The following is a 24,862-nucleotide window of genomic DNA, read 5'->3' on the forward strand; positions in this document are numbered from 1 at the left end:
AAGGTGCGTTTACGACATGGCTGGAAATGCTCTCTTCGAAACGCCGGAGATCCACTGTGGGAGCGAGCCTGCTCGCGAAGAGGCCGGCACATCCGACATAGAAGTTGACTGGCAGACCGCTTTCGCGAGCAGGCTCGCTCCCACAGGGATCAGGCGATGATTTGGCGGATGGCAAGCAGCAGGAAGAAATGCGCGGGATACAGCGCATATGCCCAGCGCCGCATCGGTGGAGGCCGGACATGTCGCCCATGTCGCAACAAGAACATTCCGAGCATCGGCGCAAACACACAGGCCGCCAGCCCAAGCATCGCCACGCTGTTGCCGAAACGCGCCGATTCGAGCAGCACCTGCCATTGGTTCGCCGCCAGACACACCAGCCCCGGCAACAGGCTGAAATACCAAGGTCGGCGCAACACCAGCAGCATCGCCAACGGCAACAATACACCGAAGAAACCGAACATCAGTCGTTCTGAAAAAACCGCCGCAACCACCAGCGCGGCCAGCGCGAGCAACCGTGGCACCGACGCTGAGTCTTGCCAGCCGCGCGCCACCAGCAAGCCCAGCGCCAGCGTCGGCATCACGTTGAACGTGTCAGGGTCGGGGATATAAAAGCGATAAGGGATTTCGCTGATTGCACTGAACAGCAACAGCCAGCCCAGATAGCGCCATTCCATTTTGCGCGAACCGTCTCGTGCCAGATTCGCCGCCATCGCCAGGCAAAACCATGGAAACGCCAATCGCCCGGGCACATACAACCAATCGGCGGAGAAGCCGACATATCGCAGGTGATCGAGCAACATGCTCAGCAACGCCAGCCACTTGAGCAGATCCAGAGCACCGTCGCGTTGGCTCAGGTGCATAATCGGCCCATAAACTGGTAATTTTCCCCACCCGACATCGCATGTGCTCCCCGGAAGATCTTCGGTAAAGTGCGCATCCTCATTGACCACGAGCCTTCACAAGAGTCTCGATTACGGAAGCCGGCCATGACCGACAAGAGCCAACAATTCGCCAGCGACAACTATTCCGGGATCTGCCCTGAAGCCTGGGCTGCCATGGAACAGGCCAACCACGGCCACCAGCGCGCTTACGGCGACGATGAATGGACCGCCCGCGCGGCCGATCATTTCCGCAAACTGTTCGAAACCGACTGCGAAGTGTTCTTCGCCTTCAACGGCACCGCCGCCAACTCGCTGGCCCTGTCGTCGCTGTGCCAGAGTTACCACAGCGTGATCTGCTCGGAAACCGCCCACGTCGAAACCGACGAATGCGGCGCTCCGGAATTCTTCTCCAACGGCTCGAAGCTGCTGATCGCCGGCACTGAAAACGGCAAGATCACCCCGCAATCGATCCGCGAAGTCGCACTCAAGCGTCAGGACATCCACTACCCGAAACCGCGCGTGGTAACCCTGACTCAAGCTACCGAAGTCGGTAGCGTCTACACCCCGGAAGAAGTCCGCGCCATCAGCGCAACCTGCAAAGAGCTGGGCCTGCACCTGCACATGGACGGCGCGCGGTTCTCCAACGCTTGCGCATTCCTCGGCTGCTCGCCCGCCGATCTGACCTGGAAAGCCGGCGTTGATGTGCTGTGCTTCGGCGGCACGAAAAACGGCATGGCGGTGGGTGAAGCGATCCTGTTCTTCAACCACAAACTGGCCGAAGACTTCGACTACCGCTGCAAGCAGGCCGGGCAACTGGCGTCGAAGATGCGCTTTTTGTCGGCACCGTGGGTCGGCATTCTGGAAAACGACGCCTGGCTCAAATACGCCCGCCACGCCAACCACTGCGCGCAACTGCTGGCAGAACTGGTCAGCGACATTCCCGGGGTCGAACTGATGTTCCCGGTGCAGGCCAACGGCGTGTTCCTGCAACTGTCCGAGCCGGCCATCGCTGCGTTGACTGCAAAGAACTGGCGCTTCTACACCTTCATCGGCAAGGGCGGCGCACGCTTCATGTGCTCCTGGGACACCGAAGAAGAACGCGTGCGCGAACTGGCGCGCGATATTCGCGAGGTCATGTCGGCCTGATTCCCCTCCCAAGTTGCATTCCCATGCTCAGCACGGGAATGCAACCCAGAGGCTGCGCGTCGCGGACCTGCATTTTCAGAATCGGCCTACACCAAGGCCTACAGAAAGCACAAAAATCCCGCCATAGACTGCTTGCTCCCGATTCAAGGAGCGCACGCGATGGCAATTCCCGGCTACATGACGATCACGGGCAAGACCCAAGGGCTGATTTCGGCAGGCTGCTCAACGCCTGATTCGGTGGGCAACAGATATCAGGCGGCACACACCGATGAAATCATGGTGCTGTCGTACAGCCACAACCTCGCCAACCTCGACAACTCTCACCGAGCCACCCACGCGCCGGTCATTGTCACCAAAGTCGTCGACAAATCTTCACCGCTGCTGGCCCAGGCACTGGCCAACCGTGAAGAGATCGACTGCAAGATCAACTTCTACCGAACCTCCCCTCAGGGTCAGCAGGAAAAATACTTTTCTGTCTCGATCGACGGTGCGGTGCTAACCGAACTGAACCTGGATATGCCCCACGTCATTCTGCACAACGACGCGGAACCTCAGGAGCAGGTCGCCATTCGTTATCGTGGCATCAGCTGGGTGCATCACCTCGCCGGGACCAGCGGCCATGCCTCGTGGGGCGAAGAAGGTTGAGCGATCGGCGCCATGGTCTCAGCGACGTTCGACACGTTGCCGGCAAGCTGCTCGCACAGGCACAGACAGTCGGCTCACGTCATCTGGCATTCGGCAGTGCGCGCGTGCAGTTCAATCAGGAGGTCGCGCGCTTCGCCAAGGGCATTGTCGATGATGTCGCCAGCGGCCGCCTTTCAGCGGACATGGGCCTTGACGCCTTTGCACAGGAACAGCGTCATCTTCTGAACCAATCCAGAGTTCTGGTACGCGGCACCAAAGGTGCCGTTCCTGAAGCGGTGAAAAAACGCCCGTTATCGATGCTCAGGCAGCCTGCCTCGCGCTCCGATCCAGACAGGTTGCTGCGCGCGATTCATCAGCAGAACCTCAGGGTGGCGCGCGTTAATAACAGCAGCACCGCGCGCAGCCCTCACCCCATCAACGACTTGAAGTTCTTCCCCAGCGAGCACTGGCCGCAAGATCGTCCGGCCCCATCGGAGCCGGGTTTTTACATCGTGCCGAAAAGCATTGTCGCCGAGAAGCTTGAGGCACAACTGCTCCCCTCCGCCAACCCGAATGTCATCGCCAGATTCAGAAGTTTGAATCCGACCCCGGACATGATTAAAGCCGGTTCGATGATCGTGCTGAGCGACCCTGACAATCAGCAATGCACATACGAGGAAGCATTGCTGATGCAGACCGCGCGTTTCGTCAGTGCGACGCTGGAACCGCTGACCGTGGAAGAAGCGGATTTCATGGCGCAGCACTATGGCGTGATCCAGACCGCACTCGCCTATGAATCAAAAGTGATCGGGGTCGTCACGGCCATGGCGGCCAATCATCTGGATGGCATAAAAAATGTCCTCGCGGATCTTGAGAAGCTGCATGTTCATACGCTGGACGCAAATGGCAGCCTGAACTCGAAGCCGTTCAAAAAACAACGTGCGCAGTTGCTGGAAAAACTGGACGTCCATCTCAACCGGTTCACGCGGCAAAGCATTGGTCTCCCGGATCACCCGAGCCTCAAGACCGCTCTCGGCATCGATCATCCTCACCTTGTGCACCGCTGGAGAAAGGCTGGCGGCATCGGCCAGAACCCAGGTTATGCCACACATATTCGGGCTATCAGCCAAGCGTCACAGTACGTCAAATATGGCGGCTGGATCGGCACAGCAGTAGGCGGTGGCGCCTCGGCCTTGAAGATGCAGGATGTGTGCCTGCATGGGAATACCGAGGCGTGTGAAAAGGTGAAATTCACGGAAACCGGAAGCTTTATGGGTGGCATGGTTGGAGGAGCAATCAGCAGTCGCCTCTTGACTGCGCCACTAGCAGCGAAAATTTGTCTGGGAATAGGCGTTCCGACAGGAGGAGTTGGCACCTTGGTCTGCGGTGCAGTAGCGGTGGGCGTCGGATCTCTTGCAGCGGTAATAATAGGTGAAACATTGGGCGAAGATGCTGCTGAGATAATTTACCAAGATTCTCGATAAGTCGCCTGACCAAACATTTCCCAATATAAAACCAGCGAACACTCCAAGCAGAACCAAATAGCGTCTTTCTTTATGAAACCACGAACAAAAATATGCAAAACATGCAGTGCCAAAAATAAAAAGACGCTTTTCAAATGTCATGTTTGTGGCAGCAGGTTTGAAAAACGCCTGCCGCAGCCAAAAAAATGGTTCGCCCTTACACCGAGAAGGCGTGGACTTCTAATATGCGACCTGGCGACCCTATGCTTGTTTATCGTTGCTGCTCGCGCAATTTACAAACAGAGCATTCAGTTACCTTACAGAATTCAGAGAAAAACCCAGTGGTACGAATTCAACGGATTGGAAATAGCAGCCCCCTTGTCAGCAATGTTTATGCTTGCGGTTTTGATGACGACTTTTTCAATCATCATTGGAGACCAAGGCAAACATTTCAATTCAAAGCCATTTGATCGGATCTTAATTTTCAGCTTCATCTCAACTCCACTGCTTTATTTCAGCGCATCGTTTTTTGGACATCCCGTCCGGTAGATCTGGCACGCAGGACTCGGAAATTACGCCGGCGGGACTTTGGGCGAGAAAGGCGGCGAATGGATCGCACAGAAAGTATACGAGGCTGTTAAATGACTCTTGGTACTTCAGAGAAAATATTCTTGTTGATTGGTATCATAGACTTCGTCGGCATATTTACTTTGATAGGAGTGATGTTGTATGTCGCGAAAACAAAGACCGAAACCATATTGAACCATCTAACAAACAGTTCTATTTCGAGCAGACTGATAATGCTTTGGCACGGAGGTCCTTGGGGCAAAATCTACATGATGGGAGAAGTGTTCGACATCATGCGAAACCCTGAATTTTACATTCACACAGGAAAACTTTGCGCGAAAGACTTCGAAAACTTCCCCAAAAAACTGAAAAAGAACCTGATTATTTTATACAAACTGGTTTTCATTTTTTTTGCAATTATGATGTGCCTGGGAATAAGCTCATCCGTAGATCAAATTAACAATATCGTAAAAGATCCAATTGTGATCATGACGCTGGTGAGTTTCACAGGTCTTTTAGTGGTAAATGGAATTTTACTTTATACCGCCAAGAGAAAACTGGAAACGATCCTAAATAGCCTGAAACGCAGTTCAATCACATCGTCTTTGCTCATGTTATGGCAAGCGGGCCTGGGGGGACGTATTTATATGTTGGGTGAGATTTTCGGCATCCTCAAAAGACCCGCACGGTACATTTCCCAAGGCAAAGTCAGCGCAAGAGATGTTAAGAATTTCCCGCCAAAACTCAAACGCGACCTGCTCAAACTGAATAAATACCAGCAGATATTTGGCTTTGCCTTTGTGGGCTTCGGCCTGCTCGCTTTGTTCGGGCTGATTTGAAATAGCACTTTCCCGGTCGATCTCCTCATTTAGGAGATCGACCCAAGTTCATGCCTATTTAAAACTCAATCCGCACATCCCCCTTCGGCACGCTGCAGCACGACAGGATAAACCCTTCCGCCTCGTCATCCTCGGTAATCCCGCCGTTGTGTTCCATCTCCACTTCGCCGCCCAGTTTCATCACCTTGCATGTCCCGCAAATGCCCATGCCGCAGGCTTTCGGGATCATCAGGCCGAGTTTGGCGGCGGCTGCGTGGACGGTTTCGCCCGGGCCGACGCGGATGCTTTTGCCGGAGGCGGTGAATTCGACCTGGTGCAAATCCGCGGCGTCGATTTCCGGCGCATCGGCGGCTTGTTCGGCCTGTTCCACCGCGTCGGCGCGGGCCTCGGGTGGCGTGGCGCCGAAGGATTCTTCGTGGTAACGCGACATGTCGTAGCCGGCCGCTTCCAGCAAGCGTTTGACCGCGGTCATGTACGGCGTCGGGCCGCAGCAGAACACTTCGCGCTCAAGGAAGTCCGGGACCATCAGTTCGAGCATCTTGTGATTCAGATAACCGCGATACCCGGCCCATGGCTCACCGAGGCCGTGCTTTTCGCAGATCAGGTGCAGGCTGAAGTTATCGATCCGCGAAGCCATGTGCTCGAGTTCGCGGTGGTAAATGATGTCTTTCGGCGAGCGCGCGCTGTGCACGAAGGTCATGTCGACGTTGGCATTGGTGTCGTAGAACCAGCGCGCCATCGACATGCACGGGGTGATGCCGACGCCGCCGCTCAGATACAGGACCTTCGGGCTCGGGAAGTCGATCGCGTTGAACAGCCCGACCGGGCCGTGCACCGCCAGCTCCTGACCTTCATGCAAAGTGTCATGCAACCAGTTCGAGACCTTGCCGCCCGGCACGCGTTTGATCGTCACCGAAAAGCTGTACGGCACCGACGGCGAGCTTGAAATGGTGTACGAGCGCATGATCGGCTGGCCTTCGATTTCCAGCTCCAGGGTGACGAACTGCCCCGGCTTGAAGAAGAACAGGATCGGCTGGTCGGCCATAAAGCAGAAGGTGCGCACATCCCAGGTTTCCTGGATGACTTTGACGCAACGGACAATGTGTCGGCCATTGGCCCAGGTCTGGGTGGTGACCGGATTCAGGAAGCTGTTGGACATGCTGTTCTCCACGGCCGACTGTCGGCCTCTTGTCGGCGATTCTGCGTATAGCGCAGACCGTGCGTTTACCTATCCGCGACATTGACATACTTATCGCGACCAGCCCTTGAACACCGGGCCTTGCGCGTCGGGAACAGATTGCGCCATGTCGCGCATGGATAAGGTTCCCCCCAGCGCCGGCCCCACACTCGCCCCAACACAAGACGACTTCTTTACACCTTGCGTAGCAACCGTTTTGCAGCACACCTGATCAGCCACTTTCGCCGGCCACGCAGAGGGCCATGAGGATTACATCGATGGACGTCACCGCAAAAATCAGCCTGGGCGATCCGCTGGAACCCGCACGCAAGGCCACCGCACAGATGCTGCAGGAGCGCGAGCGCACTTTTTCGCTGCCACAGCCGTTCTACAGCGACGAGCGCCTGTTCGATATCGACATGCAGGAGATCTTCCAGAAGGAATGGTTGATCGCCGGCATGACCTGCGAGATCCCGGCCAAGGGTAACTACCTGACCCTGCAGGTCGGCAAGAACCCGATCATCGTCATTCGCGGCGCCGAGGGCGTGGTGCACGCGTTCCACAACGTCTGCCGCCACCGTGGCTCGCGCCTGTGCACCAGTGAAAAAGGCAAAGTCGCCAAACTGGTCTGCCATTACCACCAGTGGACTTACGAACTGGACGGTCGCCTGCTGTTTGCCGGCACCGAGATGGGCGCCGACTTCGACATGAAGCAGTACGGCCTGAAACCGGTGAACGTGAAAACCGCTGGCGGCTACATCTTCATCAGCCTGGCAGATAACCCGCCGGCCATCGATGACTTCCTGTCGACGCTCAACCATTACATGGAACCGTACGACATGGAGAACACCAAGGTGGCGATCACCACCACCTTGATGGAAAAGGCCAACTGGAAACTGGTGCTGGAAAACAACCGCGAGTGCTACCACTGCAACGCATCGCACCCGGAACTGTTGAAAACCCTGCTGGAATGGGACGACGTCACCGATCCGCGCGCCGATCAGGCGTTCAAGGATCACGTCGCCGCTTCCGCCGCTGCCTGGGAAGCGGAAAAGATCCCTTACGCTCACGCCAGTTTCGGCTTGCGCAACCGTATCGTGCGCATGCCGCTGCTCAAGGGCACCGTGTCGATGACCCTCGACGGCAAGCAGGGCTGCGCGAAACTGATGGGCCGCATCAAGAACCCGGACCTGGGCTCGATGCGCATCCTGCATCTGCCGCACTCGTGGAACCACTGCATGGGCGATCACATTATCGTCTTCACCGTGTGGCCGATCAGCGCCCAGGAAACCATGGTCACCACCAAGTGGCTGGTGCACAAGGACGCCGTGGAAGGTGTCGATTACGACGTCGAGCGCATGCGCCAGGTGTGGGATGCGACCAACGATCAGGACCGCCGTCTGGCTGAGGAAAACCAGCGCGGGATCAACTCCACCGCTTACCAGCCGGGGCCTTACTCCAAAACCTATGAATTCGGCGTGGTCAACTTCGTCGACTGGTACAGCGAGAGGATGTTGAACAACCTCGGGGCTGAGCCAGCGCCTTACCTCAAAGGCGTACCGGTTCAGGGCTGATCAAGAGCAAAAGATCGCAGCCTGCGGCAGCTCTTACAGGTGGAATGCATTCCCCTGTGGGAGCGAGCCTGCTCGCGAAGACGCCCTGACCCACGCTACATCTTCCAACTGATCAATTTCCGATCAACCACCCTCGCACCCATACCCACCAAGCCCTCCAGCCTTCCGCAAACAAGTTATCCACATACCCGCCCACAGCAAATGGGGGTAACTGTGGATGACTCAAAAAATATCCTGCTGATTTGCAAAGAAAAACCGTGACTTATGCTGAATCGCGGTTTCTCAAAACAATTGATCGTTTTTTGATCACACTCGTACACAACACGTATTCAGAGGCCTGTAGCGGGTAGCGAACATGTTATCCACAGAAGCGCCAACAGAGATCGGGGACAACTTTCAATCTCCTGTGGAAAAACACCTGTGACTGGGGAAAACCCCTTCGCGTTAACAGCTCTCGGCGCCCGGGGATCACATTTGATCAATAATTGATCAAACCCATGTAAGCCCTGCTCCATATGGGCTACAGCTGATAGCGAACATCTTATCCACAGAAGCGCCAACAGAGATTGGGGGCAACTTCTCAATTTATACCGACCGAAAAGCCCGAGAAATCCGTGAGTTACGCTGATCATTTTTTGATCTTATGGCTGAAAGGCTTGAATGGCGTGGGGTGCGAGCAAGGGCGAACACGTTATCCACAGCTTCGCCAACAGGGATTGTGGGTAAACAGTAAAGATTGACTGTGAATGAATACCAATGTGGGAGCGAGCCTGCTCGCGAAAGCGGACTATCAGCTGATACATGTATCGACTGACCCATAGCTTTCGCGAGCAGGCTCGCTCCCACAGAGGTTATTCCATGCCTGGAAGAGGGTGACTAGCGGACAACGCCTTCTTCAATAAGCAACTTCAGAATCGCTTCAGCCCCAGCCTGCGCGGTAACGCCCTTGAGCACCTGCCCCCCGCCGCCACTGGCCTTGGCCGTCGCGGCCTTCATCCGGTCGGCGCCGCTCTTGGCCTTGATCACCTTCAAGCGCTTGGGCCGTGGCTTGGCCGGTTGCAGCGTGGCCACGGCCAACAATTGGTCCTCAACCACTTCAACGTCATCGGCAGCCAATTCGCCCCGTCGTGCCGGGCCGTACGCGCTCTGCCGAGGCTTCGGGGCGGCGTTATCCACAGTCGCCAGAAACGGCAGTTTCACCTTCAAGCGGCGTCGCTGCCCGCGCGGCAACGCTTGCAGGACCAGCGCCGAACCGTCATTGATTGATTCGACCTGCGCCAGGCCCACCACCAGCGGCCAGCCCAGGCCTTCGGCCAGGAGGAACGGCAACATCCCCGAACCTTCCCCGGTTTCCGCCTGACTGCCGGTCAGCACCACTTGCGCCCCGGCATCGCGCAGGTACGCGGTCAGCGCCGGCAATGCATCGGCGCCAACGGGTTGTTCCAGCACATGCAGTTGTTCCAGGCCCATGCCCAGATAGGCACGCAGGGCCGGTTCGGCAACATCACCGGCGTGCAGCACTTGCAGGTTATCCCCAGCCAATTGCAGGCCCAGTTCCACCGCGCGCGCATCCTGATCGGCGCGCCGTGGCCGACCTGAGGTCGGGTGAGCGCCGATTGAAACCAGACTGATAACGTTCGTGTTCATAGGGTTTCCTTACGCCGCATCGCGCTTGGCTTCGTTGCGGTAAGCCGCGACCGCTTCGATCAACGCTTGCAGAATCTCTGCGCTTTCGCCGATCACCGAGAGGTCGGCACGCTTGATCATGTCGCAACCCGGATCGAGGTTGATTGCCACCACCTTGTCGCAGGCGCCAATGCCTTGCAGGTGCTGGATTGCGCCAGATATACCCACAGCCACATAGACCCGCGCGGAGACCCAGGTGCCGGACGCGCCGACCTGACGATCGCGCGCCATGAAGCCGTCGTCCACCGCCACCCGCGAAGCGCCTTCGGTGGCGCCGAGGGCTGCGGCCGTTTCGTGGAACAACTGCCAGTCCTTGACGCCGTTGCCGCCGGAGAAAATGAACTCCGCTTCGGCCATCGGAATCGCTGCCGGATCCACCGCCACGGCACCAAGATCTTCGATTCGCGACAAGCTGCGCGCGACGCTTGTGGATAACTCCACTGGCAACGCTTCGTGACGAGTTTCGCTGACCGGTTCTGCGCATTCGGCAGCGGCGAGAATCAACCGCGCCACTGGACGCGCCAGGTCTTGCAATCCGGCCCCAGCGCGGCCGATGCACTCCTGATCCTTGACCTGCCAGACCCGCGTGGCCGGACGCTCGCCCAGTGCAGCAGCAAAGCGCCGGCCGAGTTCGCCGCCACCGCTGCGGCTGTCCGGCAGCAACCAGTGACGCGGGTTGAATTGGTTATCCACAGCGCGCAACCCCTGCACCCGTTGTTCCGGTGCATAACCGCTGAATTCCTCGCCTTCGAGCAGCAGCAGGCGATCAACGCCCGCGGTTTCGAAAGCGCTTTCCTTGTGCTCGCCGAACACCACGGCGAGCACCGCACCATCGGTGCCGGCCAGTTGGTGAGCGAGGCCGAGCAGATCGCGGTCGTGGCTGCTCAGGCGACCGCCGACCATATCCGGCACCACGCTGATGTAGAACGCCGGGGCCGGTACCTGATGCAGCGGCAACTGCACTTCAACAGCGGCCGAGCGTTTGACCGCCCCCCCTGCTGCGCGCCGCTGCGGTCAATGCGTTTGATGCCGTTGGGGCCGATAAAACCCATGCCGTGCAGATTCTTGCGGATGACGCCATTGGGACCCATCCAACTGTGCTGCGCCGGTTGCATCGCCGCGTGCAGCGGATGCAGGCGGTTGCGCGCAATCCATTCGGCGCGCGGGTCGCGGCGGATAATGTCGCTCATCAGTGCACCTCCGCAGGTTCACGTTTGGCCGGCGTGGCAGGCTTGCTTGGCGCGGCGTCTTCGAGCAGCGCGTCGGCCACCAGTTCGGCGATGTCCTTGATCAGCGGACGCGGTTCGACCACGCCTTCGAGCATCGCCGTGCACTGTGGACAACCCACCGCCACCAGTTCGGCGCCTGTTTCGCGGATGTCTTCCATGCGCATGTCGGGGATGCGCTGCTTGCCCGGAATGTCAGTGATCGGCGCGCCGCCACCGCCGCCGCAGCAGCGTGAGCGGAAGCCGGAACGTTGCATCTCTTTGACTTCGATGCCGAGGGCACGCAGCACTTCGCGCGGCGCTTCGTACTCGCCGTTGTAGCGGCCGAGGTAGCACGGATCGTGATAGGTCACGCTGTTGCCTTTGTGCTGCCCGAGGTTGAGCGCGCCGGCCTGAATGATCTCGGCCATGTAAGTGCTGTGGTGCTGCACCAGATAGTTGCCGTCGAAGGCGCCGTATTCGTTTTTCAGCACATGGAAACTGTGCGGATCGCAGGTGACGATGCGGTTGAAGCTGTATTTGGCCAATGTCTGGATATTGCGTTTGGCGAGCTGCTGGAACGTTGCTTCGTCGCCGAGACGGCGGGCCACATCGCCGCTGTCGCGCTCCTCAAGACCGAGTACAGCGAAGTCGACTTTCGCTGCCTTCAGCACTTTGACGAAGGCACGCAGGGTGCGCTGGTTGCGCATGTCGAAGGCGCCGTCGCCGACCCAGAAGAGCACGTCGGTGGATTTCTTTTCGCTGAGCAGAGTGAGGTTCAGGTCCGCTGCCCAGTTCATCCGCCCGCCGGGGGCGAAACCGCCGGGGTTGTCGGTGGCGATCAGGTTTTCGAGGACTTCGGCGCCCTTGTTCGGCGTAGCGCCTTTTTCCAGGGTCAGATGCCGGCGCATGTCGACGATCGCATCGACGTGCTCGATCATCATCGGGCATTCCTCGACGCAGGCGCGGCAGGTGGTGCACGACCACAGGGTTTCGGCGTCGACCAGACCGTTGACGATCGGTTGATGCGGATTGCCGCCATGCTCGCCGATCGGTTTGCCCGGATACGGGCTGCCGGCGAACTTCGCGTCAGTGCCGCCGGCGAGGCCGACGACCATGTCCTGAATCAGTTTTTTCGGGTTCAGCGGCTGTCCGGCGGCGAAGGCCGGGCAAGCCGCTTCGCACTTGCCGCACTGCACGCAGGCGTCGAAACCGAGCAACTGGTTCCAAGTGAAATCCTTGGGTTTTTCCACGCCCAGCGGCGCATCGGGATTGTTCAGGTCCAGCGGTTTCAGACCGGTCGAGCGCCCGCCGCCAAAGCGTTCCGGGCGACGGTGCCAGGCCAGGTGCAGCGCACCGGCAAAGGCATGTTTCATCGGCCCGCCCCAGGTCATGCCGAAGAACAGTTCCGACACGCCCCACAGCACGCCAACACCGAGGATGGCTGCGAGCAGCCAGCCGCCGAAGTTTTCCGGCAGGATCCCGGCAACCGGCAGGGTCACCAGGAAAAACGACGCGGAGAAGGCCAGCAGGCTTTTCGGCAGGCGCATCCACGGGCCTTTCGACAGACGTGCAGGCGGATTGAGCCGACGCAGGTACATGAAGATCGCACCGACAAACATCACCGCCGACATCAGCAGCAAGGCGTAGCCAAGGATGCGGTTATGCAGGCCGAAACCGTGCACCAGAATGGCCAGCACGATCGACGCCACCGCACCGCCCGCCGTGGCGACGTGGGTGTTGGCAATGTATTTGTCCCGCGCCACAACGTGGTGCAGGTCGACCATGTAGCGCTTGGGCATGGCCAGCAGACCGCCGAGCAGGTCGACCTTCGCCGCCCGCCCCCGGCGCCACATGTTCATCCGCCGCAACGCGCCGAGGACAGCAAGGCCCAGGGCTGCGAACAACAGGATTGGAAGAAGGGTGTTCAACATAGGTGAAGCTCCCACCAGTGCAACCTGGAGAAACACGATCCGCTTTACTGTGGGAGCGAGCCTGCTCGCGAAAGCGGTGAGTCAGTCGACATCATCGTCAACTGACAGATTGCATTCGCGAGCAGGCTCGCTCCCACAGGGTTTGGTGCAAGCCGTCAGAAATCCTTGCACAACCGCAGTGCGTCATAGATCGCGGCGTGAGTATTACGCTGCGCCACGCAGTCGCCGATGCGGAACAGCAAGTAGCCGTCACCCGCCTCGCTCAGCGAAGGCTGCGGCTGGATCGCGAACAGCGCTTCGACGTCGATCTGGCCCTTGTTGCGCGAGCCGTCCTTGAGGGCGTAGTAGATTTCCTCGTCCGGGCGTACGCCGTTTTCGACGACCACCTGATCGACCACCCGCTCCTCTTTCGCGCCGGTGTATTCGTTCTCCAGCACCGCGATCAGCTTGTCGCCCTCGCGGTAGACCTTCTCCAGCATCATGTCGCCGGTCATGATCACTTCTTTCGGGTACATGCTGCGGTAGTAGGTCGGGAACGATGTGCCGCCGATGGCCACGCCCGGTTTGATGTCGTCGGTGACGATCTCCACCTGGCTGCCCTTGTCGGCGAGGAAGTCGGCCACCGACATGCCGGTGAACTCGCAGATGGTGTCGTAGACCAGCACGTTCTTGCCCGGCGCAACCTTGCCGTCGAGCACGTCCCAGCTGCTGACCACCAGCCCTTCGGCCGCGCCCCAGTGTTCGTTCTGCTCAAGGTACGGATGACCGCCGACCGCCAGCACCACCACGTCCGGACGCAGGTCCATGATGGTGTCGGCATCCGCCGCCGTGCCCAGGCGCAGATCGACTTTCAGCCGCGCCAGTTCCAGCTGGAACCAGCGAGTGATGCCGGCGATCTGGTCACGCTGCGGTGCTTTCGATGCGGTGGTGATCTGCCCGCCGATGAAGTCTTTTTTCTCGAACAGTGTGACGTCGTGGCCCCGCTCGGCAGCCACGCGTGCTGCTTCCATCCCGGCCGGGCCGGCACCAACGATCACCACTTTGCGTTTCGGCCCGGTGGATTTCTCGATGATGTGCGGCACGCCCATGTATTCACGGGAGGTCGCGGCGTTCTGGATGCACAGCACGTCCAGGCCCTGATACTGGCGGTCGATGCAATAGTTGGCGCCGACGCACTGCTTGATCTGGTCGATCTGGCCCATCTTGATCTTGGCGATCAGGTGCGGGTCGGCGATGTGCGCGCGGGTCATGCCGACCATGTCGACGTAACCGCCCTCAAGAATGCGCGTGGCCTGGTTCGGGTCCTTGATGTTCTGCGCGTGCAACACCGGCACCTTGACCACTTCCTTGATCCCGGCGGCCAGATGCAGGAACGGCTCCGGTGGATAACTCATGTTCGGAATCACGTTGGCCAGGGTGTTGTGCGTATCGCAACCCGAGCCGACCACGCCGATGAAATCGAGCATGCCGGTGTCGTCGTAATACTTGGCGATCTGCTTCATGTCCTCGTGGGACAAGCCGTCCGGGTGGAACTCGTCACCGCAGATGCGCATGCCCACGCAGAAGTCGTCACCGACCTCGGCGCGCACGGCTTTGAGCACTTCCAGGCCGAACTTCATCCGCCCTTCGAAGCTGCCGCCCCATTCATCGGTGCGCTTGTTGACGCGCGGGCTCCAGAACTGGTCGATCATGTGCTGGTGCACTGCCGACAGTTCGACGCCATCGAGGCCACCGGCCTTGGCCCGGCGCGCCGCCTGGGCGTAGTTGCCGATCACTCGCCAGATCTCTTCCGGCTCGATGGTTTTGCAAGTGGCGCGGTGCACCGGTTCACGGATGCCCGAGGGCGACATCAAGGTCGGCCAGTTGAAGCCGTCCCAGCGCGAGCGCCGGCCCATGTGGGTAATCTGGATCATGATCTTGGCGCCATGCTTGTGCATGGCGTCGGCCAGATTCTGGAAGTGCGGAATGATCCGGTCGGTGGACAGATTGACCGAACTCCACCATTCCTGTGGGCTGTCGATCGCCACGACGGACGAACCGCCGCAGATGGCCAGGCCGATACCGCCCTTGGCTTTCTCTTCGTAGTATTTGACGTAGCGGTCGGTAGTCATGCCACCGTCAGTCGCGTAGACCTCGGCGTGCGCGGTGCTGAGCACGCGGTTGCGGATGGTCAGTTTGCCGATCTGGATCGGCTGGAACATTGCTTCGAAAGCCATGGCGGGTTCCTCGGCTTACAACGGCTTGACGATAAACAAGCCGTCATCGTGGCCCTCTTCGGAGCCCCCGTAGACTTGTTCGGCCACAGTACGAATCTTGCTGCCACGGGCTTCGAGGATCTGATCCATGGCGCCGGCGAACCAGCCGGTGAACATGTAGTCGACCTTGCGCCCGACCTTGCCGTAGACATAGACAAACGCCGAGTGCTCGAGCTTGACGCTGGCGGTGCCTTTGTCGAGGTCGATGTCCTGGATCTTGAACAGACCCCAGCCGCGCTGCGACAGGCGTTTCATGTAGTGCTCGAACACCGCGACGCCTTCCAGGCCGTGGCATTCGGCTTCCTTTTCACACCAGTGCCAGGCGGATTTGTAGCCGGCCTTGTAGAGGATCTCGGCATAGGCTTCAGCGCCGAGCACTTCCTCGATGCCCATGTGGTTGTTGACGAAAAAGTGGCGCGGCACATACAGCATTGGCAGGGCGTCGGAGGTCCAGACACCGGTCTCGCTGTCGACTTCGATTGGCAATTGCGGGGCGATCTTGGCCATGGAAACTTAACTCCAGAAAAATGATGGTTCAGTGTTGGCCGCGGCCCTCACCCCAGCCCTCTCCCGCAGGAGAGGGGGCAGATCGGCGGCGGTCTTGAGAAAGCGTTATTCGCCCCAGACGTTCTTAAGGACGCTTACCCAGTTCTCACCCATGATCTTGCGCACCACACGCTCGGAATGGCCGCGCTTGAGCAGGGTTTCGGTGAGATTGGGGAATTCGCCGACTGTGCGGATGCCCAGCGGGTTGATGATCTTGCCGAAGCTGGTCAGGCGGCGGGCGTAGCCCTTGTCGTGGGTCAGGTATTCGAAGAAGTCCTGGCCGTGACCCTGAGTGAAATCGGTGCCGATACCGATGGCGTCTTCGCCGACGATGTTCATGGTGTATTCGATCGCTTCGGCGTAATCGTCGATGGTCGAATCGATGCCCTTGGCGAGGAACGGCGCGAACATGGTCACGCCGACGAAACCGCCGTGGTCGGCAATGAACTTCAACTCTGCATCGGATTTGTTGCGCGGGTGCTCTTTGAGACCCGACGGCAGGCAGTGCGAATAGCAGACCGGTTTTTTCGATTCGAGAATGACTTCTTCGGAGGTCTTGGAACCGACGTGGGACAGGTCGCACATGACGCCAACACGGTTCATTTCAGCCACAATTTCGCGACCGAAACCCGACAGGCCGCCGTCACGCTCGTAGCAACCGGTGCCGACCAGATTCTGGGTGTTGTAGCACATCTGTACGATGCCGACGCCGAGCTGCTTGAACACCTCGACGTAGCCGATCTGATCTTCAAAGGCATGGGCATTCTGGAAGCCGAAGAGGATGCCGGTCTTGCCCTGCTCCTTGGCGCGACGGATGTCGGCGGTGGTGCGCACCGGCATCACCAGGTCGCTGTTTTCGCGGATCAGTTTCTGGCTGGCAGCGATGTTGTTCACGGTCGCCTGAAAGCCTTCCCACACCGACACAGTGCAGTTGGCTGCCGTCAGACCGCCCTTGCGCATGTCTTCGAACAGCTCGCGGTTCCATTTGGCAATGATCAGACCGTCGATAACGATGCTGTCGGCGTGTAATTCGGCTGGGCTCATCAGGCGTCCCCTTATTGGCAATTCATGCGCCGAATCGTCTGCCGGCGCTTTGGGGCCAGCATATGCCTCGGTGCCGGGGCGACCGGGTGCAAAAACGACAGGGGAATTGCCGAAAGCGTCAATCCGCGACAAAGGGTCGTCAGCCGTCCTCATCGGCTGGCTGTTCAAGCCCGCGCGCTTGCGCCAGAATCTGCCGCAGCCTGCACCTACCAACGGATTAGAGCGACCCCAATGAAATCAATAATCCTCGCCCTGGCACTGATTGCGACCGGCGCCCACGCCGCCGAAGAATCCGAGAACAACCCGTGCGACGCGGTGGAAAACGACATCCAGACCCTGGAATGCTCCGCCTACAGCCGCAGCACCGCCGAAGACCTGCTCAAGGACAACTACGCCAGCCTCAACGAGCGCATGCAGGCCGCCTACGGCAAGAACCCGACGCAACTGGCCGACATCACCGCCAAACTGAAAACCGCCCAGCAGCAGTGGTTGAAGACGCGGGATGCGGATTGCGCGGTGGAAGCGTTCCCGTCCACGGCGGGGAGCAAGGCCTTCACCATTGCGCAGAATGACTGTGTCGCGCGGATGAGTGATGAACGGTCGGAGTTTTTGGAGTCGATTGGGCAGGAGTGAGTGTTTTGAGCTGTAAGCTGAACCTCTTAAGCCAGTCTAAGGATTCCCATGAACATCTGCGGCATTGAAATCAAAGGCAGCGAAGCGATCATCGCCGTGGCGGCGCTCGATGGTTCGACGTTGAGCCACGTCCCTCTCGCCACGAAGAAGATTGCTCTGGATGACGATGACGAGGCGGCGAACGTGCGGCGGTTCGCGGCGCAGGTGGCATCGTTTGTGCGGGAGAACTCGGTGGACCGGATTGCGATCAAGAAGCGCAGCAAAAAGGGCGAGTTTGCCGGTGGGCCGACGACGTTCAAGATCGAGGGCGTGTTTCAACTGCTCGATGGTTGTGAGGTAACGCTGCTGTCGCCGCAGACGATCAATGCCCAGGCCAAGAAGCACAACTTTGACCTGCCCGGGACGTTGAACAAATATCAGCATGAGGCTTACAAGGCGGCGTGCTCGGCGTTGGTGAAGAAATAAGCCTCTCTCAGGCGCCGGAAATTATGTGGGAGCGAGCCTGCTCGCGAATGCAATGTGTCAGGCAACATCAGTGTTGGATGACAGACCGCTTTCGCGAGCAGGCTCGCTCCCACATTGCTTTCATGCAAGCCCATTCACGCCTGCGCGGTACGCCGGTCTTCCCGGGGGCAGCGGGCGAAACGTGCGCGATAGCTGCGGGTGAAATACGACGGCGATTCAAACCCGCAGGCAATGCTCACTTCGAGCACGCTCATGTCGGTCTGGCGCAGCAACTGCCGGGCCTTTTCCAGCCTTAACCGCAGATAGAAATTGCTCGGCGTATCGTTCAGGTGCAGCCGGAACAACCTCTCCAGTTGCCGCCGGGTCACCTTGATCGACTCCGCCAGTTGCAGCGTGGTCAGCGGTGGTTCGCTGTGCTGTTCCATCTCGCCGATCACCTGCACCAGTTTCTTGTTGCTGATGCCGTAACGCGTGGCGACTTCCATGCGCTGGTGATCCTTGCGCGGGCGTATGCGCCCGAGCACAAACTGCTCGCTGACCTGAATCGCCAGTTGCGGGCCGTGGGCCTGGGCGATCAGGTCGAGCATCAGATCAATCGAGGCCGTACCTCCCGCCGAGGTGATCCGCCGCCGGTCGATCTCGAACAGCTCCTGGGTGACGCTGAGCTGTGGATAAGATTCCTTGAAGGCATCGATCGCCTCCCAGTGCAGGGTCAGGCGATGGCCGTCGAGCAGGCCTGCTTCGGCAAGGACGAAGCTGCCGGTGTCGATCGCACCGAGGGTTACGCCGTCGTTGTCCAGCCTGCGCAACCAGTGTTCCAGCGTCGGCGTGATGAACTTCAGCGGTTCGAAGCCGGCCACCACCAGCAAGGTCGCGCCTTTCTTCAGCGGCTCCAGCGCTGCATCGGCGTTGACCGACATGCCGTTGCTCGCCAATACCGCGCCGCCATCGGCACTGAGCACATGCCAGCGGTACAACTCGCCGCGAAAACGGTTGGCCACGCGCAACGGTTCGATCGCGGAAATAAAGCCGATGGCGGAGAACCCCGGCATCAGCAAAAAGTAGAAATCCTGGGACATGGGCGCACTCGGTTGGCGGGTCGCGTGGCTCGTTGATACGCCGATTATCGGCGGCGTTCAAGCGCGCAGGTCGCTACAGTGCAAATGCCAGTCGCCGCAGTGCGCTTTCACGGGCCTATAGCTGCGTAACTTGGCCTCACCGGCGCGCAGATGCCGGGAACCACAATAATCGAACTGCCGAGGAACCCGACATGAAACGACTGATCAGCAGCTGCGTTCTTGCACTCAGCGGTACCGCTTTCTTCAGCACCGGCGTGATGGCGGCCGAACCGGCCTCCTGCAAGAACGTACGCATGGGCGTGGTCAACTGGACTGACGTGATCGCCACCAGTGCCATGACCCAGGTCCTGCTCGACGGCCTCGGCTACAGCACCAAACAGACCAGCGCCTCCCAGCAGATTATCTTTGCCGGGATTCGCGATCAGCGCCTGGACCTGTTCCTCGGCTACTGGAACCCGCTGATGACGCAAACCATCACGCCGTTCGTCGAGGCCAATCAGGTGAAAGTGCTCGAAGCACCGAGCCTGAAAGATGCCCGCGCCACTCTCGCCGTACCGACCTATCTGGCTGACAAGGGCCTGAAAACCTTCGCCGACATCGCCAAATTCGAGAAGGAATTGGGCGGCAAGATCTACGGCATCGAGCCAGGCTCGGGCGCCAACACGCAGATCAAAGCGATGATCGCCAAGAACCAGTTTGGTCTGGGCAAATTCCAGCTCGTCGAATCGAGCGAGGCCGGCATGCTCGCCGCCGTCGATCGCGCCGTGCGCCGCAAGGAAGCCGTAGTGTTCTTCGGCTGGGCGCCGCACCCGATGAACGTCAACATCCAGATGACCTATCTGACCGGCAGCGAAGACGCCCTCGGCCCGAACGAAGGCATGGCCACGGTGTGGACGGTCACATCACCGAAGTACGCCGAGCAATGCCCGAACATCGGCCGCCTGCTGACCAACCTGACGTTCACCGCCGAATCCGAGAGCCGGATGATGCAGCCGCTGCTCGATCACAAGGATGCCTTCGAGTCGGCGAAGCAGTGGCTCAAGGATCACCCCGAAGACAAACAGCGCTGGCTTGAAGGTGTGACGACTTTCGATGGCAAACCGGCCGCTGAAAATCTGCAACTGACCAGCAAATAACCCCTCACCCTGACCCTCTCCCACAGGGAGAGGGTATTTCAATCAAGCTTCGCAGCCCCGCAACGGGCTGCGGACAGACCCATCACGCCTGAAGGAAACGCACCATGAACCACGACGTCATCATCACCTGCGCACTTACCGGTGCTGGCGACACGACCGCCAAAAGTCCACACGTGCCGATCACCCCGAAACAGATCGCCGCTGCAGCGGTGGAAGCGGCCAAGGCTGGCGCCACCGTGGTGCACTGCCATGTGCGCGATCCGCAGACCGGCAAGTTCAGCCGTGACGTGGCGCTGTACCGCGAAGTGATGGAGCGCATCCGCGAGGCGGACGTCGACATCATCGTCAACCTGACCGCCGGGATGGGCGGCGACCTGGAAATCGGACCTGGCGAGAAGCCGATGGAGTTCGGCCCGAACACCGATCTGGTCGGTCCGCTGACCCGTCTCGCCCACGTTGAACAGTTGCTGCCGGAAATCTGCACCCTCGATTGCGGCACGCTGAACTTCGGCGACGGCGACACCATTTACGTATCCACTCCGGCGCAACTGCGCGCCGGCGCCAAGCGCATCACCGAACTGGGGGTGAAGGCCGAACTGGAGATTTTCGACACCGGGCATCTGTGGTTCGCCAAGCAGATGATCAAGGAAGGCTTGCTCGACAACCCGCTGTTCCAGCTGTGCCTGGGCATCCCGTGGGGCGCACCGGCCGACACCACCACGATGAAAGCCATGGTCGACAACCTGCCCGCCGACGCGGTGTGGGCCGGCTTCGGCATCGGCCGCATGCAGATGCCGATGGCGGCGCAAGCGGTGCTGCTCGGCGGCAACGTGCGGGTCGGCCTGGAAGACAACCTGTGGCTGGACAAAGGTGTGCTGGCGACCAATGGCCAATTGGTTGAACGCGCCACGGAAATCCTCAGCCGCCTCGGCGCCCGCGTGCTCACACCGGCAGAAGGTCGCAAAAAAATGGGCCTGACCCAGCGCGGCTGATCCATCACCCATTTCACCTGTAGGAGCTGCCGAAGGCTGCGATCTTTTGACTTTGATTTTTTAGAAGCAAGATCAAAAGATCGCAGCCTTCGGCAGCTCCTACAGGGCTCTTCGAACTCTTCAGGACATCACCATGCGCTTTATCACCGAAATCAAAACCTTCGCCGCTCTCGGTAGCGGTGTCATCGGCAGTGGCTGGGTCGCCCGCGCGCTCGCCCACGGCCTCGATGTAGTGGCCTGGGATCCGGCGCCCGGCGCTGAGGCGGCATTGCGCCAACGCGTGGCCAATGCCTGGGGCGCGCTGGAGAAAAACGGCCTGGCGCCGGGTGCTTCGCAGGATCGTCTGCGTTTTGTCGCGACCATCGAGGAATGCGTGCGTGACGCCGACTTCATCCAGGAAAGCGCCCCGGAGCGGCTGGAACTGAAGCTCGATCTGCACAGTAAAATCAGCGCCGCGGCCAAGCCCGATGCGCTGATCGGCTCCAGCACTTCAGGCCTGTTGCCCAGCGAGTTCTACGAGAGTTCGACGCACCCTGAACGCTGCGTGGTCGGGCATCCGTTCAACCCGGTTTATCTGTTGCCACTGGTGGAAGTGGTCGGCGGCAAAAATACCGCGCCGGAAGCGGTGCAAGCGGCGATGCAAGTCTACGAATCCCTCGGCATGCGCCCGTTGCATGTGCGCAAGGAAGTGCCCGGATTTATCGCCGATCGTTTGCTCGAAGCGCTGTGGCGCGAGGCGCTGCACCTGGTCAACGACGGTGTCGCGACGACCGGCGAGATCGACGATGCAATCCGTTTTGGCGCTGGTCTGCGCTGGTCGTTCATGGGCACGTTCTTGACCTACACCCTGGCCGGCGGCGATGCCGGCATGCGCCACTTCATGTCGCAATTCGGTCCGGCGTTGCAGTTGCCGTGGACGTATCTGCCAGCACCGGAGCTGACCGACAAGCTGATCGATGATGTGGTCGATGGCACCACTGATCAGCTCGGTCGGCACAGCATTTCGGCGCTGGAGCGCTATCGTGATGATTGTTTGCTGGCGGTGCTTGAAGCGGTGAAGACCACCAAAGAGAAGCACGGAATGAGTTTCAGCGAATAGACCTTGCAAAGCGCTTCCGGCCCCTTCGCGAGCAGGCTCGCTCCCACAGGTAAACGCATTTCAATGTGGGAGCGAGCCTGCTCGCGAAGACGGCCGTCCAGTCATCATCAATGTTGGAACCGAAACCATGCCCCACCTCACCACCTACCAAACCACCATCATCCCCGACTGGGTCGACTACAACGGCCACCTGCGCGACGCCTTCTACCTGCTGATCTTCAGCTACGCCACCGACGCGCTGATGGACCGCCTCGGCATGGACAGCAGCAACCGCGAGGCCAGCGGCCACTCGCTGTTCACCCTCGAACTGCACCTCAATTATCTGCACGAAGTGAAACTCGACACCGAGGTCGAAGTGCGCACACAAATCATCGGCCACGACAGCAAGCGCCTGCACCTCTACCACAGCCTGCACAAAATCGGCGATGAGCAAGCGCTGGCCGGCAATGAACAGATGCTTTTGCACGTCGACCTCGCCGGCCCGCGCTCGGCGCCGTTCAGCCCTGATACGTTGCATCGCCTGCAAGCCATCGTCGCCGATCAGACCGACCTGCCCGCTCCCGCTTACATCGGCCGCGTGATCGCGCTGCCACCCGCTCGGTAAATCCCCCCCATCGCCAAGGAGCCGCCATGAACACCGCCGTCGCTGTTGCCGATTTTCGTACTTATCCGTTGATCAGCGCGCTCGGTGGCGTGCAGGGTCTGGCGGATCGCGTTGTCATCGAATGGGCTGACGGTCGTGTCAGCCCGTTTCACCACGTATGGCTGCGAGACAATTGCCCGTGTGATCAATGTGTCTACAGCGTCACTCGCGAGCAAGTCTTCGAAAGCGTCGATGCCGCCGAGGATTTGCAACCGCTGGCCACGCGCATCGACAGCGATGGCTGCCTGCGCATCGACTGGCAGGACGGTCACCTCAGCCGCTTCGACCCGGGCTGGCTGCGCGCACATGCCTATGACGATGAATCCCGCGCCGAACGCCTGGCCGGCAAACCGCAGCCCCGTTTGTGGCACAGCGATCTGCAGTTGCCGGTGTTCGACTACACCGCGCTGATGAACGACAACGCCGCGCTGCTGCAATGGTTGCTCGCCGTGCGCGACATCGGCCTGACCCAAGTGCGCGGCGTGCCCACCGAGCCGGGCTCGCTGAAGCTCATCGCGCAAAGGATTTCCTTCATTCGCGAAAGCAATTTCGGCGTGCTGTTCAATGTGCAATCCAAAGCCGACGCCGACAGCAACGCCTACACCGCCTTCAACCTGCCATTGCACACGGATTTGCCGACTCGCGAGCTGCAACCGGGGCTGCAATTTCTGCATTGCCTGGTGAATGATGCCGAGGGTGGCGAGAGTATTTTCGTCGATGGTTTTGCGATCGCCGACGCCTTGCGTCTGGAGGATCCGCAGCTGTTTGAGGCCCTGTGTGAAATACCCGTGGAGTTCCGCAACAAGGACCGGCACAGCGACTATCGCTGCCTGGCGCCGGTCATCGCTTTGGATGCGCTGGGCCGGGTGGCGGAGATTCGCATGGCCAACTTTCTGCGCGGGGCGTTCGATACGTCGGTGGCGCAGATGCCGTTGCTGTATCGCGCCTATCGGCGCTTGATTGCGATGACCCGCGAGCCGCGATTCCGGCTGATGCAGCGGCTCAAGCCGGGCGAATTGTGGTGCTTTGACAACCGCCGCACGCTGCATGCGCGCAATGCCTTTGATCCAGCCACCGGGGCGCGGCATTTTCAGGGCTGCTATGTCGACCGGGATGAGTTGTTGTCGCGGATTCTGGTGTTGCAACGTTGAACCGCGTCATCGTTCTTCGCGAGCAGGCTCGCTCCCACTATTAACCGCATTCCCCTGAATGAACGCGGTCTTCTGTGGGAGCGAGCCTGCTCGCGAAAGCGCCAGCGGGAACAACAAATCTCTGGCTGATTCACAGGCAAAAAAACTCCGATCAAGCCGTGACAGGATCGGAGCTGAGGAGGGTACTGTTGAGGAGCTGCCAGGCGAGGGTGACCAAACCTTCGTGAAGCGAGCTGAGGCCAGTGTGCCTAGTCGACAATCCAGTCGGTTAGCCGAAAACGACCTGTTCATAGTCGTCCCGGCCACCGCGAAAAAACGCCCTTGCCGCGTCCGGTCGGGGCCACCAGAATCGAGCCAAGACCTCCGTTGCCACAGAAGGATTTGCGTAATGATGTACGCCGATTTGATTGACCAGGAAGATCTGTTGGGCCAGCTCAAGGCCTTGGGTATTCAGGTGCCGAGCGGTACCACCGCCGAGCAGGCCTGCGAGTGCGCGGTGCGTGGCCTGGATAATGTTCGTGCATTCGAACTGCGCAAGATGGTCAAGGACATGTACACCAGCGGCGCCAGCATTCAGCCGGCGGTGCGTCAGGCGATCGACAAACAGTTGTTGCCGGCCCTTGCGGATTACCAGCAGTCCCACAGCGCCTGAGAAACCCCTTCGCGAGCAGGCTCGCTCCCACCTGATCGTTCCCACGCTCTGCGTGGGAACGATCAGACTCG

General features: G+C 59.7%; 22 protein-coding genes and 1 pseudogene. 13 read left to right on the forward strand and 10 right to left on the reverse strand.

Going from position 1 to position 24,862, the window contains the following annotated elements; genetic code table 11:
* Positions 1–149: 149 nt before the first annotated feature.
* A complete protein-coding gene (locus AB4O45_RS10855) occupies positions 150–860 on the reverse strand; it encodes a TraX family protein (protein ID WP_460161389.1) in 711 nt (236 codons plus the stop codon).
* Between the two features lie 126 nt (positions 861–986).
* On the opposite strand from AB4O45_RS10855, the gene AB4O45_RS10860 reads away from it, so the two are divergent.
* The 3 genes from AB4O45_RS10860 to AB4O45_RS10870 all read left to right on the forward strand — a co-directional run bounded on the left by AB4O45_RS10860 (position 987) and on the right by AB4O45_RS10870 (position 4,135).
* Positions 987–2,027, forward strand: coding sequence for a threonine aldolase family protein (locus AB4O45_RS10860; RefSeq protein ID WP_016772826.1), 1,041 nt, complete (start codon positions 987–989; stop codon positions 2,025–2,027).
* A 159-nt stretch (positions 2,028–2,186) separates the two neighbouring features.
* Positions 2,187–2,672, forward strand: coding sequence for an Hcp family type VI secretion system effector (locus tag AB4O45_RS10865; protein WP_056786550.1), 486 nt, complete (start codon positions 2,187–2,189; stop codon positions 2,670–2,672).
* Positions 2,673–2,776: 104 nt separating this feature from the next.
* Positions 2,777–4,135 carry a hypothetical protein gene (locus AB4O45_RS10870; RefSeq protein ID WP_460161390.1) on the forward strand — a complete coding sequence of 453 codons (1,359 nt, stop codon included), beginning with the start codon at positions 2,777–2,779 and terminating at the stop codon, positions 4,133–4,135.
* Between the two features lie 305 nt (positions 4,136–4,440).
* Here AB4O45_RS10870 and AB4O45_RS10875 read toward each other — a convergent pair whose 3' ends face one another.
* Positions 4,441–4,608, reverse strand: coding sequence for a hypothetical protein (locus AB4O45_RS10875; protein ID WP_163018906.1), 168 nt, complete (start codon positions 4,606–4,608; stop codon positions 4,441–4,443).
* Between the two features lie 147 nt (positions 4,609–4,755).
* Here AB4O45_RS10875 and AB4O45_RS10880 point away from each other — a divergent pair, with 147 nt between their 5' ends.
* Positions 4,756–5,520 carry a hypothetical protein gene (locus tag AB4O45_RS10880; RefSeq protein ID WP_460161391.1) on the forward strand — a complete coding sequence of 255 codons (765 nt, stop codon included), beginning with the start codon at positions 4,756–4,758 and terminating at the stop codon, positions 5,518–5,520.
* Positions 5,521–5,578: 58 nt separating this feature from the next.
* Here AB4O45_RS10880 and gbcB read toward each other — a convergent pair whose 3' ends face one another.
* Positions 5,579–6,679 (reverse strand): glycine-betaine demethylase subunit GbcB, encoded by a 1,101-nt coding sequence (gene gbcB, locus AB4O45_RS10885; RefSeq protein ID WP_016772824.1) that lies wholly within the window; start codon positions 6,677–6,679, stop codon positions 5,579–5,581.
* A 296-nt stretch (positions 6,680–6,975) separates the two neighbouring features.
* Here gbcB and gbcA point away from each other — a divergent pair, with 296 nt between their 5' ends.
* On the forward strand, positions 6,976–8,271 hold the full coding sequence (gene gbcA, locus AB4O45_RS10890) for a glycine-betaine demethylase subunit GbcA (protein ID WP_250605877.1): 1,296 nt from the start codon (positions 6,976–6,978) through the stop codon (positions 8,269–8,271).
* Positions 8,272–9,147: 876 nt separating this feature from the next.
* Here the strand turns inward: gbcA and etfB are convergent.
* The 6 genes and pseudogenes from etfB to AB4O45_RS10920 form a co-directional block, all read right to left on the reverse strand.
* Positions 9,148–9,918, reverse strand: coding sequence for an electron transfer flavoprotein subunit beta (gene etfB / locus AB4O45_RS10895; protein WP_095181374.1), 771 nt, complete (start codon positions 9,916–9,918; stop codon positions 9,148–9,150).
* A 9-nt stretch (positions 9,919–9,927) separates the two neighbouring features.
* A pseudogene (etfA, locus tag AB4O45_RS10900) lies at positions 9,928–11,147 on the reverse strand (electron transfer flavoprotein subunit alpha).
* Positions 11,147–13,096 (reverse strand): dimethylglycine demethylation protein DgcB, encoded by a 1,950-nt coding sequence (gene dgcB / locus AB4O45_RS10905; protein ID WP_460161392.1) that lies wholly within the window; start codon positions 13,094–13,096, stop codon positions 11,147–11,149. Before dgcB ends, etfA begins: the two are co-directional and overlap by 1 nt.
* Before the next feature lie 155 nt (positions 13,097–13,251).
* Positions 13,252–15,312 (reverse strand): dimethylglycine demethylation protein DgcA, encoded by a 2,061-nt coding sequence (dgcA, locus tag AB4O45_RS10910; protein ID WP_252877027.1) that lies wholly within the window; start codon positions 15,310–15,312, stop codon positions 13,252–13,254.
* A gap of 15 nt (positions 15,313–15,327) precedes the next feature.
* Complete coding sequence (locus tag AB4O45_RS10915) at positions 15,328–15,858, reverse strand: 4-vinyl reductase (protein ID WP_039757633.1); 531 nt, start codon at positions 15,856–15,858, stop codon at positions 15,328–15,330.
* A 105-nt stretch (positions 15,859–15,963) separates the two neighbouring features.
* Positions 15,964–16,941, reverse strand: a complete 978-nt coding sequence (locus AB4O45_RS10920; RefSeq protein ID WP_024014597.1) for a dipeptidase — start codon at positions 16,939–16,941, stop codon at positions 15,964–15,966.
* A gap of 231 nt (positions 16,942–17,172) precedes the next feature.
* On the opposite strand from AB4O45_RS10920, the gene AB4O45_RS10925 reads away from it, so the two are divergent.
* Positions 17,173–17,574, forward strand: coding sequence for a lysozyme inhibitor LprI family protein (locus tag AB4O45_RS10925; protein WP_236167684.1), 402 nt, complete (start codon positions 17,173–17,175; stop codon positions 17,572–17,574).
* 48 nt (positions 17,575–17,622) lie between these two features.
* Entirely contained in the window at positions 17,623–18,039 is a 417-nt protein-coding gene (locus tag AB4O45_RS10930; RefSeq protein WP_095181371.1) for a DUF3010 family protein, read from the forward strand.
* 134 nt (positions 18,040–18,173) lie between these two features.
* On the opposite strand, the gene AB4O45_RS10935 is transcribed toward AB4O45_RS10930, so the two are convergent.
* The gene (locus AB4O45_RS10935; protein WP_041476759.1) at positions 18,174–19,118 is read right to left on the reverse strand and encodes a GlxA family transcriptional regulator; all 945 of its coding nucleotides are present in this window, start codon (positions 19,116–19,118) and stop codon (positions 18,174–18,176) included.
* A gap of 191 nt (positions 19,119–19,309) precedes the next feature.
* Here AB4O45_RS10935 and AB4O45_RS10940 point away from each other — a divergent pair, with 191 nt between their 5' ends.
* The 6 genes from AB4O45_RS10940 to AB4O45_RS10965 all read left to right on the forward strand — a co-directional run bounded on the left by AB4O45_RS10940 (position 19,310) and on the right by AB4O45_RS10965 (position 24,791).
* Positions 19,310–20,254, forward strand: coding sequence for a choline ABC transporter substrate-binding protein (locus AB4O45_RS10940; RefSeq protein ID WP_016772813.1), 945 nt, complete (start codon positions 19,310–19,312; stop codon positions 20,252–20,254).
* A gap of 104 nt (positions 20,255–20,358) precedes the next feature.
* Complete coding sequence (locus AB4O45_RS10945; protein ID WP_056786525.1) at positions 20,359–21,246, forward strand: beta-keto acid cleavage family enzyme; 888 nt, start codon at positions 20,359–20,361, stop codon at positions 21,244–21,246.
* A 133-nt stretch (positions 21,247–21,379) separates the two neighbouring features.
* On the forward strand, positions 21,380–22,345 hold the full coding sequence (locus tag AB4O45_RS10950; RefSeq protein ID WP_150636865.1) for an L-carnitine dehydrogenase: 966 nt from the start codon (positions 21,380–21,382) through the stop codon (positions 22,343–22,345).
* A 127-nt stretch (positions 22,346–22,472) separates the two neighbouring features.
* Positions 22,473–22,949: a thioesterase family protein gene (locus AB4O45_RS10955; protein ID WP_122706814.1), complete on the forward strand. Its 477-nt coding sequence runs from the start codon at positions 22,473–22,475 to the stop codon at positions 22,947–22,949.
* A 26-nt stretch (positions 22,950–22,975) separates the two neighbouring features.
* Positions 22,976–24,139 carry a gamma-butyrobetaine dioxygenase gene (locus tag AB4O45_RS10960; RefSeq protein ID WP_460161393.1) on the forward strand — a complete coding sequence of 388 codons (1,164 nt, stop codon included), beginning with the start codon at positions 22,976–22,978 and terminating at the stop codon, positions 24,137–24,139.
* Positions 24,140–24,527: 388 nt separating this feature from the next.
* Complete coding sequence (locus tag AB4O45_RS10965; RefSeq protein WP_008083190.1) at positions 24,528–24,791, forward strand: hypothetical protein; 264 nt, start codon at positions 24,528–24,530, stop codon at positions 24,789–24,791.
* The last annotated feature ends 71 nt before the right edge of the window (positions 24,792–24,862 follow it).

The organism is Pseudomonas sp. S2_B10 (assembly GCF_054668425.1).

Bases quoted from the DNA above. Each gene is read 5' to 3' on its own strand.
- AB4O45_RS10855 (WP_460161389.1), bottom strand. From the start codon at position 860: ATGCACCTGAGCCAACGCGACGGTGCTCTGGATCTGCTCAAGTGGCTG.
- AB4O45_RS10860 (WP_016772826.1), top strand. From the start codon at position 987: ATGACCGACAAGAGCCAACAATTCGCCAGCGACAACTATTCCGGGATC.
- AB4O45_RS10865 (WP_056786550.1), top strand. From the start codon at position 2,187: ATGGCAATTCCCGGCTACATGACGATCACGGGCAAGACCCAAGGGCTG.
- AB4O45_RS10875 (WP_163018906.1), bottom strand. From the start codon at position 4,608: ATGAAGCTGAAAATTAAGATCCGATCAAATGGCTTTGAATTGAAATGT.
- AB4O45_RS10880 (WP_460161391.1), top strand. From the start codon at position 4,756: ATGACTCTTGGTACTTCAGAGAAAATATTCTTGTTGATTGGTATCATA.
- gbcB (WP_016772824.1), bottom strand. From the start codon at position 6,679: ATGTCCAACAGCTTCCTGAATCCGGTCACCACCCAGACCTGGGCCAAT.
- gbcA (WP_250605877.1), top strand. From the start codon at position 6,976: ATGGACGTCACCGCAAAAATCAGCCTGGGCGATCCGCTGGAACCCGCA.
- etfB (WP_095181374.1), bottom strand. From the start codon at position 9,918: ATGAACACGAACGTTATCAGTCTGGTTTCAATCGGCGCTCACCCGACC.
- dgcB (WP_460161392.1), bottom strand. From the start codon at position 13,096: ATGTTGAACACCCTTCTTCCAATCCTGTTGTTCGCAGCCCTGGGCCTT.
- dgcA (WP_252877027.1), bottom strand. From the start codon at position 15,312: ATGGCTTTCGAAGCAATGTTCCAGCCGATCCAGATCGGCAAACTGACC.
- AB4O45_RS10915 (WP_039757633.1), bottom strand. From the start codon at position 15,858: ATGGCCAAGATCGCCCCGCAATTGCCAATCGAAGTCGACAGCGAGACC.
- AB4O45_RS10920 (WP_024014597.1), bottom strand. From the start codon at position 16,941: ATGAGCCCAGCCGAATTACACGCCGACAGCATCGTTATCGACGGTCTG.
- AB4O45_RS10925 (WP_236167684.1), top strand. From the start codon at position 17,173: ATGAAATCAATAATCCTCGCCCTGGCACTGATTGCGACCGGCGCCCAC.
- AB4O45_RS10930 (WP_095181371.1), top strand. From the start codon at position 17,623: ATGAACATCTGCGGCATTGAAATCAAAGGCAGCGAAGCGATCATCGCC.
- AB4O45_RS10935 (WP_041476759.1), bottom strand. From the start codon at position 19,118: ATGTCCCAGGATTTCTACTTTTTGCTGATGCCGGGGTTCTCCGCCATC.
- AB4O45_RS10940 (WP_016772813.1), top strand. From the start codon at position 19,310: ATGAAACGACTGATCAGCAGCTGCGTTCTTGCACTCAGCGGTACCGCT.
- AB4O45_RS10945 (WP_056786525.1), top strand. From the start codon at position 20,359: ATGAACCACGACGTCATCATCACCTGCGCACTTACCGGTGCTGGCGAC.
- AB4O45_RS10950 (WP_150636865.1), top strand. From the start codon at position 21,380: ATGCGCTTTATCACCGAAATCAAAACCTTCGCCGCTCTCGGTAGCGGT.
- AB4O45_RS10955 (WP_122706814.1), top strand. From the start codon at position 22,473: ATGCCCCACCTCACCACCTACCAAACCACCATCATCCCCGACTGGGTC.
- AB4O45_RS10960 (WP_460161393.1), top strand. From the start codon at position 22,976: ATGAACACCGCCGTCGCTGTTGCCGATTTTCGTACTTATCCGTTGATC.
- AB4O45_RS10965 (WP_008083190.1), top strand. From the start codon at position 24,528: ATGATGTACGCCGATTTGATTGACCAGGAAGATCTGTTGGGCCAGCTC.